Origin of the sequence: Acinetobacter sp. ESBL14 (assembly GCF_036668815.1) — a bacterium.
GTDB lineage: Bacteria > Pseudomonadota > Gammaproteobacteria > Pseudomonadales > Moraxellaceae > Acinetobacter > Acinetobacter gyllenbergii.
In genome coordinates, this window is sequence record NZ_JAZEVS010000004.1 from 259,501 (window position 1) to 273,267 (window position 13,767).

A 13,767-nucleotide genomic window follows, 5' to 3' on the forward strand; every position below is an offset into this window, starting at 1 on the left:
TGATTAATCCAAGGTCAGATAAGTATTTTCCCAAATTGTGGGGTTAAACTCACCTTGAACTAAATGGATATAACGCCCTGCAACATGATCAATTGGAATACAATCATCGACATCGACCACACGATCGGTATGCGGTTTATGCCAATCTTGTTCGATAAACTGCTTACCCAACTGTTTTGCAGTCACAGCATCAGACGCAACGACAAGATGATAGTTATGCAATTCACCAAAAGTATTAAGTGAATATCCACCTAAGTTAATCAAATATAATTTTTCAGCCAAAGCAGGTGGTGCAGCATCAGAAAACTGAATTTGATAATTCACGCCTTGTGATTGAACACCTGAAATCTGTGCCCAAGCATCAATATGTAAACCTTTCAATTCCCCAAACCAAGCCTGTTTAAGCTGCGGTGTAAGCTCAGACAAACTGTGACCAATTGTCATCACCACATCATGCACTTCAGTATTGGCTTTCGCATGTCGGCCACCCAACATCACCATAAACAAACTTGGCATTGTGAAAACTTACATCTCGACCATTTCAACGCCATCAATACGCGCAACGGTCATCAAGTCTTTATCTCCACGACCTGAAACAGTGGCAATAATGATTTGATCTTTCGACATGGTTGGCGCAAGTTTAGTGACGTAGGCCATGGCATGTGAACTTTCAAGCGCAGGAATAATCCCTTCGATCTTGGTAAGATCACGGAAACCTTGTAGCGCTTCATCATCATTGATTGGCACATATTCAACACGGTTCATGTCTTTCAGGAAACTATGTTCAGGACCTACGCCCGGATAGTCCAGACCCGCTGAAATACTATGAGTTTCGATGATCTGACCTTGTTCATCAGACATCAAATACGTACGGTTACCATGTAACACACCCACATGACCTGCATTCAATGGCGCAGAGTGTTTGCCTGTTTCAATGCCATAGCCAGCGGCTTCAACACCGTACATTTTCACGTCTTGATCATTCAAGAATGGATAAAACAAGCCCATCGCATTTGAACCACCACCTACACAAGCCACAAGAGCATCAGGTAAACGCCCTGCTTGTTCTTGGATTTGACGGCGTGCTTCACGACCAATAATCGACTGAAAATCACGAACAAGCTGTGGATATGGATGTGGACCAGCCACGGTACCAATCACATAATAGGTGCTATCAACATTGGTGACCCAATCACGCATCGCTTCGTTCATGGCATCTTTCAAGGTTTTTGAACCACTCTGCACAGGGACCACCGTTGCACCCAACAAACGCATACGATAGACATTCATGGCCTGACGTTTCACGTCTTCAGCACCCATGTACACCACACATTCCATGCCTAAGCGTGCTGCAATGGTTGCTGTCGCCACACCGTGTTGACCGGCACCTGTTTCCGCAATAATACGCTTTTTACCCGACAGCTTTGCCAATAAAGCCTGACCAATGGTGTTATTAACCTTATGCGAACCCGTATGGTTCAGGTCTTCACGTTTCAGGTAAATTTGCGCACCGCCGAGGTGCTGAGACCATCGCTCAGCATAATAAAGTGGACTAGGACGACCAACATAGAAGGCAAGATCACGGTCAAACTCTGCCAAGAATTGAGCATCATTCTTCATACGACCATAAAGACTCTCGAGGTCTTCAAGTGCAGCCATCAGCGTTTCTGATACAAAACGTCCACCATGAATACCGAAATGCCCTTGAGCATCTGGAAACTGGGTGTAGTCAATCACGTTATTTTGCTGATCCACGTTGGACTCCTTGCATAAATTTTTCAATCAGTTGTTGGTCTTTTATACCTTTTGCGGACTCGACGCCTCCGCTGACATCTACAGCAAAAGCCGCTGTAGTATCAATAGCTTCACTGACATTTTCAGGGGTCAAGCCGCCTGCCAAAATAAGTGGAATTTCAAGTTGTGGGAATTGGGTCCAGTCAAAACTGTGCCCTGTGCCGCCTTTCAGTTCAGGATGCCATGCATCCAACAGGACGGCACTGGCTCCCGCTGCTTGATAACGCTGGATTTCAGCCACAACATCTAAATCTGGTTTGACTTGAATGGCCTTATACCAACGGCGTTTACAGTGTGCTGCAATTAATTGACATTGTTCTGGCGTTTCATCGCCATGTAGTTGTAATACATCTAAAGCAACGGAATCAAGCACCGTTTGAATTTCTTCAGCACTGGCATTTACAAATAAGCCGACCAATTGCACATAAGGTGGTACCAGCTTTGCCAAGCTTTGGGCTTGCTCGATACTGACATGACGTGGACTGGGTGGAAAAAACACAAAACCAATCGCATCTGCCCCGGCTTGGACAACGGCTTGGATATCTTGTGCTCGAGTAATTCCACAAATCTTGGCGCGAGTTCGCATTTGGCTTTGGCGCATGAGCTGTCCAATTTAAACTGAATATTTTTGAAACTCTGGCATTGTAATGCAATTTGACTTGCTTTGGGCAAAGTTCATTCGCAAATGCAATTGTTTAAAAAACGTTAACACTTTATACTTTGCGTAATCTTGCAACAAGTCTAAAGCAAATTCTTTTGTTTATAGGGAAGTTGGTGTAAATCCAACACTGCCCTCGCAACGGTAACACCGAATCACTCATCTCAGCTCAACGCCAAATCACTGCATCGGTATGATGTGGGAAGATGATGAGTAACATCATTTATTTGATGATTATAGTGAAGTCCGGAGACCTGCTTGTTGTTTATTTCCACATTATCATTCACGACGGGTGAATGTCTGGAGCGCGCATGTCTACTGTTTTTCAACCGACTCGTTTAGTTGGTGCTATCGCTATTGCGATGGGGTTTTCTTCACCTGCTTTTGCTCAAGATCAATCCAGCGATAAAACTGCGACGCTAGATACGATTGTTGTGACGGCATCAAAAACACCTGAATCAATTAAAAACGTGCCAGCACGTATTAATATTATTGAACCAAAAATTCTAGAACAATCACCAATCGCATCTTTACCGCAGCTACTACAAACAGATGCATCTATTAATATGGTGCAAACAGGCGGCTATGGTCAATCAGCATCAATTTTTACACGTGGTACGAACTCAACACATACCCTTGTTTTACGTGATGGTGTTCGTTTAAATACTGGCTCATTAGGAGCTGCGTCATTACCCTTTATTGATACAACAGACATCAAACAGATCGAGGTTCTAAAAGGGCCAGCCTCTGTTTTATACGGAACCGATGCAATTGGTGGCGTTGTACAACTGATTTCTAAAACACCTGAAAAAACTTCGGCATTTGTGACAGGCGAAATTGGTGAGAATAATACATATAAATCAATTCTAGGTGCTGACTTAGCAGAAGATGGCTTCTACGCACAAATTCGTGGGCAACGCTTAGAGTCTGATGGAACTCAGGTCACTGACTTTAAAAATAGTAATGTAAAAACTGGATCTTATGACCAGAAAGGTTTTAGTGCAAAAATTGGTGTCGAAAAAGAGCAATATGCAGCATCTTTAGATTATGCACAAAACAAAGGTAACTCAATGTATGTTAAAGATATTTTTGATGAAAACTTTGTATTAACTGGATTAAAAAACGTAGCTCAAGATTTTAAAAATGAAATTATTAATCTTAAGGGACGTGTGAATGTGACAGACACTGTGTCTGTAAACGCCCGTTTGTCTCAATTTAAAGATGATCTTGCGCAAAAAAATAGTCCAGACTTTATTAATAATAAGACACAGGAAGCTGAACTTTCAACGAAATGGCAGTTTACACCACATCAAAATATTATGGTTGGCGTTGCCCATCAAAAAACTGAAACAGATCTATTATCTATCAGTGACTGGAGTACGGTTGATTACTTAAAAGATGTCAACAGTACAGGCTATTTTATTCAACACCAATATAAAGATGAGAAGTTAAATACCCAAGCTGGTCTACGCGTTGAAGATCATAAAACCTTTGGTACACATACTGTAGGCCAATTAGCCGCACGTTATCAAATTCTGCCTGCTACTAGTATCTATAGTAATATTGGCACTGCATTTCGTGCACCGAGCAATAATGATCTCTATGCTATTGGTTGGGGAGCTAACCCAGACTTAAAACCAGAAGAAAGTGTTTCTTACGAAATCGGTGTAGATCAGAATCTTACGGATAATCTTACAGTTGGCTTATCTGCTTATCGTAACGAAGTAGATAATCTAATTACTTGGGAAAATAATCGTAATATCAACAAAAAAGAAGCAACGTTTACAGGTGGTGAACTTAATCTAAATTGGGCTCAAGATGATTTATTGCTAAACCTTGGCTATGCTTATGTTCAACCCAAAGATAAGGAAAGTGACAAAGACTTAGCCCGTCGACCACGTCAAAGCTTAACTTTAACCACAGGCTTACAAAATGAAGTCTATGGTATTAGTACATCACTATCTGCGAAATCAAAGCCTAGAGACAATTCAAAAGTTGGAGGTTACGCCACTGTAGATGTAAATGCTTATTGGAATATCAATCCCAATATTAAAGTATTTACTAATATTCAAAATATAGGTGATGTTCAATATGAAACTGCGGCTTATGGTAGTGGTTACTACTATATTAACGGTGGTCGCCTAGCCTCTGCAGGTGTCACATTCCGTTATTAATCGCGTGATAAAATTATAAAAAATATTTTCTTAACTCCAGTTTCGGGGTAATGTTCTGACCGACATTATCCCCTTTTTATTTTCAGGATCAGAGAAACAGAACTATGGGACATCGTTTAAGTAAAATCTATACCCGTACAGGCGACTCAGGTACAACTGGCCTAGGGGATGGTTCGCGCGTTGCCAAAGATGATTTACGTATTGCTGCGCTCGGTGATGTTGATGAACTGAATGCAACCATTGGCGTGCTCCGTGCACAAATCAGTGCCAGCACAGTTGAAAATAAAGTACACTGGGACAAAAGCTTAAGCCTGATTCAACATTGGCTGTTCGACTTAGGCGGTGAAGTGTGTATCCCGAATTATCACTTACTACAACCTGTATGCATCGAATTTCTGGAAAAAGAAATCGATCACATGAACGAGTCTTTACCGATGTTAAAAGACTTCATTCTGCCATCAGGTACTTTAGCATGTAGTTATGCACATCAGGCCCGTGCAGTCTGCCGTCGTGCCGAACGTGCGTTATTGTCGGTACATCATCGTGACCAAAATATTCAGACAACCGCATTACAATTACTGAATCGCTTATCAGACTGGTTGTTCGTTGCTTCACGTGCCTTACAACGTGCTGAAGGTGGTAACGAAGTGTTGTGGCAAAAGAATATTAATGACAGTATCGATCAAGCATAATCATTTCTTGGGTAGATAAAGATGCGAATTATTGGTCACCGTGGTGCGCGTGGCGAAGCGCCTGAAAATACTTTAGGTGGATTCCGCTATCTGCATGATTTAGGTGTACGTGCCGTTGAATTTGATGTACGTCAACTAAAAGATGACCACTTGGTGGTGATTCATGATGATGATTTTGTACGCACCGCGGGCCGTTCACAACAAGTTGAAAACAGTAGCTTAGTTGAAGCCCAGCAATTCGATCATCGCCATCAATGGCAAGCATGGGCCTTTGAAGAGTATACCCCGAGCCTGCTACATGTTTTAGACTGTCTCACTGACTTTGAGCATATTGAAGTTGAGATTAAAGCGGTTGCAGATGAAGCTGCGGCTGAACGTTTGGTTCTGCAGTTACAACAAGATTTAAAAGGTTTTGAAACAACGGCGACCATTACCAGTTTTGATGTCAAAATCTTGGCCGCATTACAGCAACAACAGAGTTCGTTTAAACGTGGACTGTTGGTAGAAATCCCGATTGGTGAATATGCGATTGAACTGGCACAGCAATATGAATGCTGTCAGATTGGTTGGGGGGATTTGCTGGCAACCGATGAGATTATTCAACGAACCCAACAAGCCAATCTTGCAATCAGTGTCTGGACGGTGAATGATGTTGTACGTGCCAAGCACCTACAACAACTTGGAATTCAAGGTTTAATTACCGATCTACCCAGTACCATGCTGCAACACTTAAAATAATAAAAAGGCGGAACTCATTCCGCCTTTTTTGTTATCTTTTTCGCTGTGCTTGAATCAAACGCTGCCCTTTGGCATCCAATAGGTATAAGTTGGTACCCTCCAACTGAAAACGTTCAACACGCTGTATCGCATCCATCAAGTCTGCTTCTTGCGCCAACGCCTTATCACAACTTTGATGCTGTGCCATTACATCAAAATCCAGCTTACCTTGAGCAAAGTCATACTTATAGCGACCATAAATCTGATTACAGCCAGTATGCCCCGCTACCATTTTTGAAACAGAATTGAGCGAGAAACTTGGATATTGATTAAAGAACAATGCACGTTTGCCCTGAATCGAGGTGATCTGCCATTCCACATCCTGAACCCCATCGGTGCTTTTACGCACTTGCATCGCCGGCGCTTGCGTTACACGCTTGGGCTGTAAGGTGTTTTTTTGTGGGGGCGTAGGTTGACTTTGGCATGCTGCGAGCAGGATACCAGCCGATAATATTAAAGTTTTGTTAAAAAATGCCTTCAAAGAAAAAATAGGATTTTTCACGGTAATTTGCTCAGACATTGATTTATTTCACCTTTTAATTCATTGATCAATCTTACAAATGAATTCTGTTACTGTTCTTCCGATACAACTGTAGAATAATGCTAGTGCTAATTGATTTGGACATGCTAATATCGGCGATAAAATAGCAATATATCGTCATGATTGGTTTTGCTATCTCGTTTAGTTTTATTATCTTGTACAAACAAGGTTTTTAGGAGCGCTGACGGATATGACTTCCGCCCCACTCAAAAAAGCACCCATTAACTGGACTGCTAGCATTACCTTAATTGGAACACCAATTGTTGCTGCCATTTTAATTCCTTTATACGCCTATTATTATGATTTTAGTGTAAGTGCATGGGTCAGTTTATTCTTCCTATTAGCACTGAGTAGTCTAGGAATTACCGCAGGTTATCACCGTCTTTGGGCACATCGTGCTTATGAGGCAGCCTTACCACTTAAAATTTTATTGATGATTGGCGGTACATTCGCAGTTCAAAACAGTATTTTGTTCTGGGCTTCAGGCCACCGTACCCATCACCGTCATGTTGATGATGTTGATGAAGACCCGTATTCAATCAAACGTGGCTTTTGGTATGCGCATCTCGGCTGGATGATCCGCGATCATTCTCCATCTAAACCAGATTTTAAAAATGCACCTGATTTGATGAATGACAAATTAGTGATGTTCCAACACAAATACTATGTACCGATGGTGATTGCAGTTCATGTTGGCGTATTGGGTGGTATTGGTTGGGCAACGGGTGATATCTGGGGCGTAATTTTACTTGGCGGTTTATTGCGTTTGATCATTAGCCATCACGTAACCTTCTTTATCAACTCACTGTGTCACATGTGGGGTAAACGTCCTTATACCGATGAAAACACGGCACGTGACAACTTTGTGTTGGCTATTTTCACTTGGGGTGAGGGTTATCACAATTACCATCACATCTTCCAATACGATTACCGTAATGGGGTTAAATGGTGGCAATATGACCCAACAAAATGGTTAATCTGGACCAGTTCTAAACTTGGTTTAGCGAAAAACTTACGTCGTATTCCAAGCTTTAATATCAAAAAAGCAGAGCTTGCGATGAAGTTTAAATATGCTGAACGCGACTTGGCGATTTATGGTCATGATGTCAATACGGACATCGTGCAAATGAAACAGCGTATTGCACAAGAATATGAAGCCTTTACCCATACCTTAAATGATTGGGCGAAGCTGAAAGAGCAAGAGCTTCAAGCGAAGAAAGCAGCGATGGCTGAGAAGATCCATCAAATGGATCACAAACTTAAAGTTGATTTCCAACTGCTTGAACATCGCTTAAGCCATCATCGTGAATGTTTAGAAACCTTGATGCGTAATATCAAAAAAGCGCCAGTTTCTGAATAAAAGATTGATAACTAAAAATGGTCTCAAGAGAGGCCATTTTTTATGCCTGTTTATCTAGCATTCCTTTCCCCTAACGATTCCCCATTTCACGTTGATATTTGCTATAGTCATGATTCAGCTCTCTCTGATGTTTCAGTTATGCAATTCAATCCCCGCTATGCTTCCCTCAATCCAAAGCTCTATCACCAACAGCAGCCAAGTCCATTGCGCGGTGCCAAAGCAGGTCATTTTAATGAAGCATTGGCTGATGAATTGCAATGGAGCGAAGAAGATAAAGCCAACTGGGTAGAAATCTGTAGCGGACAAAAAACCTTTGCTGAATTTCCCCCACTCGCCATGGTTTATGCTGGCCATCAGTTTGGACAATGGGCTGGACAGTTAGGAGATGGTCGTGGCTTATTGATTGCACAAATCCTAAATCAGCAAGGCGAAACGATTGATCTACATCTCAAAGGTGCAGGTTCAACCCCCTACTCTCGTATGGGCGATGGACGTGCAGTGCTGCGTTCAGTGATTCGTGAATACTTAGCGGGACATGCATTAAATGCGCTTGGGGTTGCATCCAGCCATGCTGTGGGTTTTACCACCTCGACACAAGGTGTACAGCGCGAAACTCTAGAGCTGGGTGCGATGCTATTACGGACCTCAGAATGCCATATTCGTTTAGGGCATTTTGAATGGATCAATCAATATGCTCCTGAGCTATTAGCTGAATTCACGCAGAAATGTATTGAATGGCACTATCCAGAATGCCTGAAAGCTGAAAATCCGATTCTTGCATTTGCCCAAGCAGTGATTGAGCGAACCGCCATCATGATTGCCAAATGGCAATTGGTTGGTTTTGCTCATGGGGTGATGAATACCGACAATCTCAATATTACAGGTTCAACTCTGGATTTTGGCCCATATGGTTTTATGGAACGTTTCCGCCCCAATTGGATTAACAACCATTCCGATTACCAAGGTCGTTATACCTATCAAAATCAACCGAGTATCGGTCATTGGAATCTGTGGACGTGGCTGAATAATTTAATTCCGTTGGCGAGCACAGAAAACAAAGAACAATTCAAACTCGATCTAGCAGCATGCTTAGAACGGTTTGAGCCGATCTTCTTACAATATTATGGTCAAGGCCTATGCCAAAAAATGGGGCTGCCAGAATTTCATAAAGACAGCCTAGATTGTAGTTTTGCCTTTCTTGGTATCATGCAAACCGAGCAGCTAGATTACACCCAAAGTTTTCTTCGTTTGCAGCAACAGGATTACAAAGCATTAAGAGATGACTGCATCCATATACAACAGTTTGATGACTTCCTGATACGCTATCAAAATATTCGGCAGCATCAAGATATTGATCAATTGAATCAAACCATGCAACAGGTTAATCCACAGTATATTCTACGCAATCACATGGCACAGAAAGCCATTGAACTTGCGGAGCGTGGTGATTTTAGTGAGGTTGATCGTTTGTTTAAGCTGCTGAATCAACCTTATCAAAAACAAGCTGATTTAGAAACAGAAGCAGATACTGCACCATTGCCAAGCGATGTGCCTGAAATTTCTGTCAGTTGTTCATCTTAGAAGAAAAAATCTATGAAAATTGGGCGAATGATTGGATGTGCAATTTTAATCCTGTTATTGGGACTGGCTTATTTCCAGTATGGCAAGTTCATTCCAACTGTGGGAGCAGCACATCAGCCTCTTTCAGCCCATGAAATACAACAGCTTCAACAAAACAAACCCGTGACTTCCATTGAAGTGTTTAAAAGCCAGCGCATTTTGCAATTGAAACATCAACAGGAAGTCATTCGCAGCTATCCCATGCGTTTAGGCTTTGATCCGATCGGACACAAACAGTTTGAAGGTGATGGCAAAACACCCGAAGGGACTTATTCTATCGATTGGCGTAATCCTCAAAGCGCTTATTATAAATCTTTGCACATTTCCTATCCGAATAAACAAGATAGCGCTTATGCCCAACAGCAGGGTCAATCTGCGGGTGGTAATGTCATGATTCACGGTACTGTGCCAACACGAGCCACCTCCGTTCCTACAAGTGCAACTTATCTGCCTCGTAAAGACTGGACATTGGGTTGTATCGCGGTGACCAATTCTGATATGGATGAAATATGGCAATTGGTCAAGGATCACACCCCTATTATCATTCATCCATAAAGGGACTCGTATTCAGGACAACTTTTGCGGATAAAGGCGATGATCAAACTGCACAAGGCTTATGCAGAGGATAAGTTTATCATCTGGAATCGCTTACAATTTACCGTCACAACTCCTCACAAGCAATTGTAAAGTAATGTAAAAATATTTTGCTTATAAAAAGCGGATACCGAAGTTATCACCAGAAAAGAAGATAATTTCAACAAAAGCTTTGCGAAACTATCCACATTTTCTGTGGATAACGCTGTGGTTATCCACAGGATAAAACTTTTTGCAGTGCTTCGCTCATTGTCCTCACTAAGTTCCATCTTATTTCAGTTTCTCTATCCGCAGAAAAACGATGCGCTCTTTAAGTAAAACTCATTCCATATAGAGATCAGTTAAAGCTAAAGCAGCGCAAGACCGAATAAGATAACGCAGTTATTCATCTGGATATTCAAAACGATACCCGACGCCATACACTGCCTGAATCCATTCATGGCGATTACCTGTATCCGCTGCCTCTGAAATCTTACGGCGTAGGTTTTTAATATGGCTGTCGATTACACGATCCGCCACATCAAAACTGTCTGGATTAATATGGTCAAGTAGCTGCGCACGAGAGTAAACCTGACCTAAGTGCTCCAAGAATAACTCTAATAAACGAAACTCGGTTGGGGTTAAGGTCAATGCCTTTTGTTGATACCAAATTCGTTGCTGCGCTTTATCAATACGGAATAAATCATTTTGTTCAGGCTCTGCTTTACGCTCTAAACGACGCAATACCGCTTGTACACGGGCGACCAATTCTTTGGGACTGAATGGCTTACAGATATAGTCATCTGCTCCCATATTCAAACCTAAAACACGATCAATTTCTTCAGTACGAGCCGTGACCATAATAATCGGTAAATCAGACTGTTCACGGACTTTTCGGCAAATGGTCAAGCCATCCATGCGTGGCACCATCAAGTCCAAAATCATCAAACTCGGTTTACGTTGCTGAAACTGGGTATACGCATCCTGACCATCATGAAACATGCTGACTTCAAAACCAGCAGCTTCTAAATAGTCACGAACCAACTGCGCGAGTTCAACCTCATCTTCAACCAACATAATATGTTTCATGGTTTTCATCCTATCCATCATCCTCAACACAAGAGGATCTAAAAAGTTATTGAATTGATTTTGGGAAAGTTAGGACACAACGTAATCCGCCTAATGGTGAGTGCTCAAAAGTCAGTGAACCACCTAAAGCTTGTGCCAACTTACATGACAAGGCCAAACCTAGACCTGTGCCCCCTGTGCTACGGGTACGCGAATCATCGACACGATAGAAACGCTCACCTAAACGTGCCAGTTGCTCATCATTTACGCCCAATGGACTATCATCTACATACATTATCCATTGTTGCTCATCTTGTTGAGTGTGAATCTGTATTTTTCCACCTTGTTCGGTGTAACGAACACAGTTACCTAATAGATTGACGATAATCTGTTTAAAGCGATCCCGATCTAAAGATAGGATTGCCCCTTCTCCGGACAAGGTCACTTCAAGCTGATTTTGTTCAAATGTCGATTTAAAGTTTTCAACTTCTTGCAATACCACATCCCATGGGTTGACTTCAGCAAAATAGCATTTCAACTGTTGGGCATCGGCTTGTGCGAGGTCAGCGAGATCTTGGGTTAACTTCTTCAAAGTACTAACCTGACGCATCATGGCATTCAGGTGCTCTGGTGTGGCTTTACGAATCCCGTCCTGCATCGCTTCAATCTGTGCCTGCAATACCGCCAGAGGTGTTTTCAATTCATGTGAGGTATCGGATACCCATTGACGGCGAGATTCTTCATGTTGATGTAAAATATCAGCCAAATGGTTCAATTGATTAGACAAATCACCCAGCTCATCATTGCGCTTAATCATCACTTGATGTTGATAATTGCCACGAGTTAATTCCAAGGTGGCTTTTAATAAACGTTGAATCGGCTTCTTAAAATAGGTCGCCATCAGTAATGCCGCAACCAAACTGGAAAGTACCGTTAAGGCATAGACTAATAGCAAATAACGCTTTTGATTACTAAAAAAATTGATACTGGAGGCATCATCTTGATCCAGTACTGGCTTTAATCCGAGATAACCGACCACCTTCTCGTCAACGACAATTGGTCGGAACGAAATTTGATCAGTCGCAGGTTCCCCCACAATAAACTGCTGATTTTCATCGTATAAAGACAGTCGTGAGCTTAAACCTAAACGATCAGGAATCGAGACAAAGCGCTTTTTGCCCTGTTCAACAGGTGCAGTATTGAGTTTGCTGTCTTGTTTATCTTCTTTGCTATCTGTCTTTAAACGAAACTGACGTGGACTCAAAGGAAAACGTAAGCCTTCAAAGGGTTGATATTCCGATGGTAAATTTTGTTTGAGGATTTTTAATTCTTCATCATTAAAAATCTGCCGATTTTTGATCTCGACATTATTTTGTGCCAGCGTTGGAGACAGACTGAGTAAGGTATGGTCATTAAAATAACGTTGTTGTAAGGCAATATCATACTGACGGCGCAACCACCACTGGGACAAACGGTCATAGTCATCTGGTGCTGCGGTCCCTTCAATTTGCAGAATCTGCGCCTGAATGGCATTGCCCCAGTCATGATAAACCGTATAGACGTTGCCTAAATTGGCAATCAAACGGTCTAGCTTCTGCATTTCCACATCGGCCACATAACGGGCAAAGTTCTTTTGCATGGTCCAATGCAAAATCCCCAAGCTAATCGTTGCGATCAACAAGGTGGTCAGTAATACCGTTAAAAACAGGCGTAAGGCTAAGGGCACGCGGCGAACATTCAAAAGCAGACTCTCAATAGTGTTCTATTTGTGGATTGTAACCAACATGGTCGAAAAAAACTCTCCATTGTTTCTTCATCTTTATTATCTAATCTTTAACCATCAAATCACAACTGATCACGCTGGATAAAACAATGAACAAGACAAAAATCGTATTGATGACCACCCTACTCGGTTCTGTTTTAGGTTTGGCTGCCTGCCAGTCAACCACACCAGCGGAACAGTCAATGGATCGTGACCATCACCGCCATAATATGCAACGTGCCCAACTTACACCAGAACAACGTGCTGAATGGCAAGCCAAACGTGAACAGCGTTTAGAGCAACGCGAACAAATGCGCCAAGAACATCAAGCACAACGTGCCCAGATTGAGCAAGCCTGTCAAGGAAAGAGGATTGGAGAACGCGTGAATGTTCAATGGAATAAGCGTGTAATTGAAGGCACCTGTGAAGTTCGTTTTACCCCAGACAAATCACAGTTCAAACGCCAAGCTAACGCAAGCACTTAATTTCCCTGTTCCTCATCGGCGCTTTTAAAGCGCCTTTTTTTATGACCAAAGCATATTCATTTTTAAGTACACAGCTGCTTACGATTTTGCCTCGGCAGTTTCACTCAAAAGCCTAAAAAGCACCTACAATCTAAACGCTTAAACAGGTTGAATCATAAACTTTGACTTCACAGTCACTAAGAAATGACCTGCAAAAGCTTGTACCGAACTATAACTTGTTGCACGATTAGCAGTACAAAATGGTGCTGTTGGGCACATTTATC

Annotated in this window: 13 protein-coding genes and 1 riboswitch; of the genes, 7 read left to right on the forward strand and 6 right to left on the reverse strand. The window is 42.1% G+C overall.

Annotated features, from left to right (window positions below; translation table 11 throughout):
* Positions 1-3: 3 nt before the first annotated feature.
* Genes V6E90_RS14500 through V6E90_RS14510 form a run of 3 tightly spaced genes read right to left on the reverse strand, consistent with a single transcriptional unit; the run spans position 4 to position 2,395 of the window.
* Positions 4-516 carry a DUF1543 domain-containing protein gene (locus V6E90_RS14500; protein ID WP_332605747.1) on the reverse strand — a complete coding sequence of 171 codons (513 nt, stop codon included), beginning with the start codon at positions 514-516 and terminating at the stop codon, positions 4-6.
* Positions 517-525: 9 nt separating this feature from the next.
* Positions 526-1,755 carry a tryptophan synthase subunit beta gene (gene trpB / locus V6E90_RS14505; protein ID WP_004652427.1) on the reverse strand — a complete coding sequence of 410 codons (1,230 nt, stop codon included), beginning with the start codon at positions 1,753-1,755 and terminating at the stop codon, positions 526-528.
* On the reverse strand, positions 1,739-2,395 hold the full coding sequence (locus V6E90_RS14510) for a phosphoribosylanthranilate isomerase (protein ID WP_332605748.1): 657 nt from the start codon (positions 2,393-2,395) through the stop codon (positions 1,739-1,741). Before V6E90_RS14510 ends, trpB begins: the two co-directional genes overlap by 17 nt.
* A 119-nt stretch (positions 2,396-2,514) precedes the next feature.
* Positions 2,515-2,728, forward strand: a riboswitch (cobalamin riboswitch).
* Positions 2,729-2,763: 35 nt separating this feature from the next.
* Here V6E90_RS14510 and V6E90_RS14515 point away from each other — a divergent pair.
* From V6E90_RS14515 to V6E90_RS14525, 3 genes are all read left to right on the forward strand, one after another.
* Positions 2,764-4,626: a TonB-dependent receptor plug domain-containing protein gene (locus V6E90_RS14515; protein ID WP_332605749.1), complete on the forward strand. Its 1,863-nt coding sequence runs from the start codon at positions 2,764-2,766 to the stop codon at positions 4,624-4,626.
* Positions 4,627-4,730: 104 nt separating this feature from the next.
* Positions 4,731-5,318: a cob(I)yrinic acid a,c-diamide adenosyltransferase gene (locus V6E90_RS14520; RefSeq protein WP_332605750.1), complete on the forward strand. Its 588-nt coding sequence runs from the start codon at positions 4,731-4,733 to the stop codon at positions 5,316-5,318.
* Between the two features lie 21 nt (positions 5,319-5,339).
* Positions 5,340-6,056 (forward strand): glycerophosphodiester phosphodiesterase, encoded by a 717-nt coding sequence (locus V6E90_RS14525; protein WP_016540653.1) that lies wholly within the window; start codon positions 5,340-5,342, stop codon positions 6,054-6,056.
* Positions 6,057-6,087: 31 nt separating this feature from the next.
* Here V6E90_RS14525 and V6E90_RS14530 read toward each other — a convergent pair whose 3' ends face one another.
* The gene (locus V6E90_RS14530; protein WP_016540654.1) at positions 6,088-6,615 is read right to left on the reverse strand and encodes an META domain-containing protein; all 528 of its coding nucleotides are present in this window, start codon (positions 6,613-6,615) and stop codon (positions 6,088-6,090) included.
* A 211-nt stretch (positions 6,616-6,826) separates the two neighbouring features.
* Between V6E90_RS14530 and V6E90_RS14535 the strand changes: the two genes are divergently transcribed.
* From V6E90_RS14535 to V6E90_RS14545, 3 genes are all read left to right on the forward strand, one after another.
* Entirely contained in the window at positions 6,827-7,996 is a 1,170-nt protein-coding gene (locus V6E90_RS14535; RefSeq protein WP_016540655.1) for an acyl-CoA desaturase, read from the forward strand.
* A 138-nt stretch (positions 7,997-8,134) separates the two neighbouring features.
* Positions 8,135-9,577, forward strand: a complete 1,443-nt coding sequence (locus V6E90_RS14540; RefSeq protein WP_065343942.1) for a protein adenylyltransferase SelO — start codon at positions 8,135-8,137, stop codon at positions 9,575-9,577.
* A 12-nt stretch (positions 9,578-9,589) separates the two neighbouring features.
* Positions 9,590-10,171: a L,D-transpeptidase family protein gene (locus V6E90_RS14545; protein ID WP_016540657.1), complete on the forward strand. Its 582-nt coding sequence runs from the start codon at positions 9,590-9,592 to the stop codon at positions 10,169-10,171.
* A 420-nt stretch (positions 10,172-10,591) separates the two neighbouring features.
* On the opposite strand, the gene V6E90_RS14550 is transcribed toward V6E90_RS14545, so the two are convergent.
* Together V6E90_RS14550 and baeS are read right to left on the reverse strand one after the other, a co-directional pair.
* A complete protein-coding gene (locus tag V6E90_RS14550; protein ID WP_004652437.1) occupies positions 10,592-11,278 on the reverse strand; it encodes a response regulator in 687 nt (228 codons plus the stop codon).
* A 46-nt stretch (positions 11,279-11,324) separates the two neighbouring features.
* Positions 11,325-12,998, reverse strand: a complete 1,674-nt coding sequence (baeS, locus tag V6E90_RS14555; protein WP_016540658.1) for a sensor histidine kinase efflux regulator BaeS — start codon at positions 12,996-12,998, stop codon at positions 11,325-11,327.
* A 131-nt stretch (positions 12,999-13,129) separates the two neighbouring features.
* Here baeS and V6E90_RS14560 point away from each other — a divergent pair, with 131 nt between their 5' ends.
* A complete protein-coding gene (locus V6E90_RS14560; RefSeq protein WP_332605751.1) occupies positions 13,130-13,504 on the forward strand; it encodes a heavy-metal resistance in 375 nt (124 codons plus the stop codon).
* Positions 13,505-13,767: the final 263 nt, after the last annotated feature.

Coding starts and splice junctions, on each gene's coding strand:
- V6E90_RS14500 (WP_332605747.1), bottom strand. CDS start 516: ATGCCAAGTTTGTTTATGGTGATGTTGGGTGGCCGACATGCGAAAGCC.
- V6E90_RS14510 (WP_332605748.1), bottom strand. CDS start 2,395: ATGCGCCAAAGCCAAATGCGAACTCGCGCCAAGATTTGTGGAATTACT.
- V6E90_RS14515 (WP_332605749.1), top strand. CDS start 2,764: ATGTCTACTGTTTTTCAACCGACTCGTTTAGTTGGTGCTATCGCTATT.
- V6E90_RS14520 (WP_332605750.1), top strand. CDS start 4,731: ATGGGACATCGTTTAAGTAAAATCTATACCCGTACAGGCGACTCAGGT.
- V6E90_RS14525 (WP_016540653.1), top strand. CDS start 5,340: ATGCGAATTATTGGTCACCGTGGTGCGCGTGGCGAAGCGCCTGAAAAT.
- V6E90_RS14530 (WP_016540654.1), bottom strand. CDS start 6,615: ATGTCTGAGCAAATTACCGTGAAAAATCCTATTTTTTCTTTGAAGGCA.
- V6E90_RS14535 (WP_016540655.1), top strand. CDS start 6,827: ATGACTTCCGCCCCACTCAAAAAAGCACCCATTAACTGGACTGCTAGC.
- V6E90_RS14540 (WP_065343942.1), top strand. CDS start 8,135: ATGCAATTCAATCCCCGCTATGCTTCCCTCAATCCAAAGCTCTATCAC.
- V6E90_RS14545 (WP_016540657.1), top strand. CDS start 9,590: ATGAAAATTGGGCGAATGATTGGATGTGCAATTTTAATCCTGTTATTG.
- V6E90_RS14550 (WP_004652437.1), bottom strand. CDS start 11,278: ATGAAACATATTATGTTGGTTGAAGATGAGGTTGAACTCGCGCAGTTG.
- V6E90_RS14560 (WP_332605751.1), top strand. CDS start 13,130: ATGAACAAGACAAAAATCGTATTGATGACCACCCTACTCGGTTCTGTT.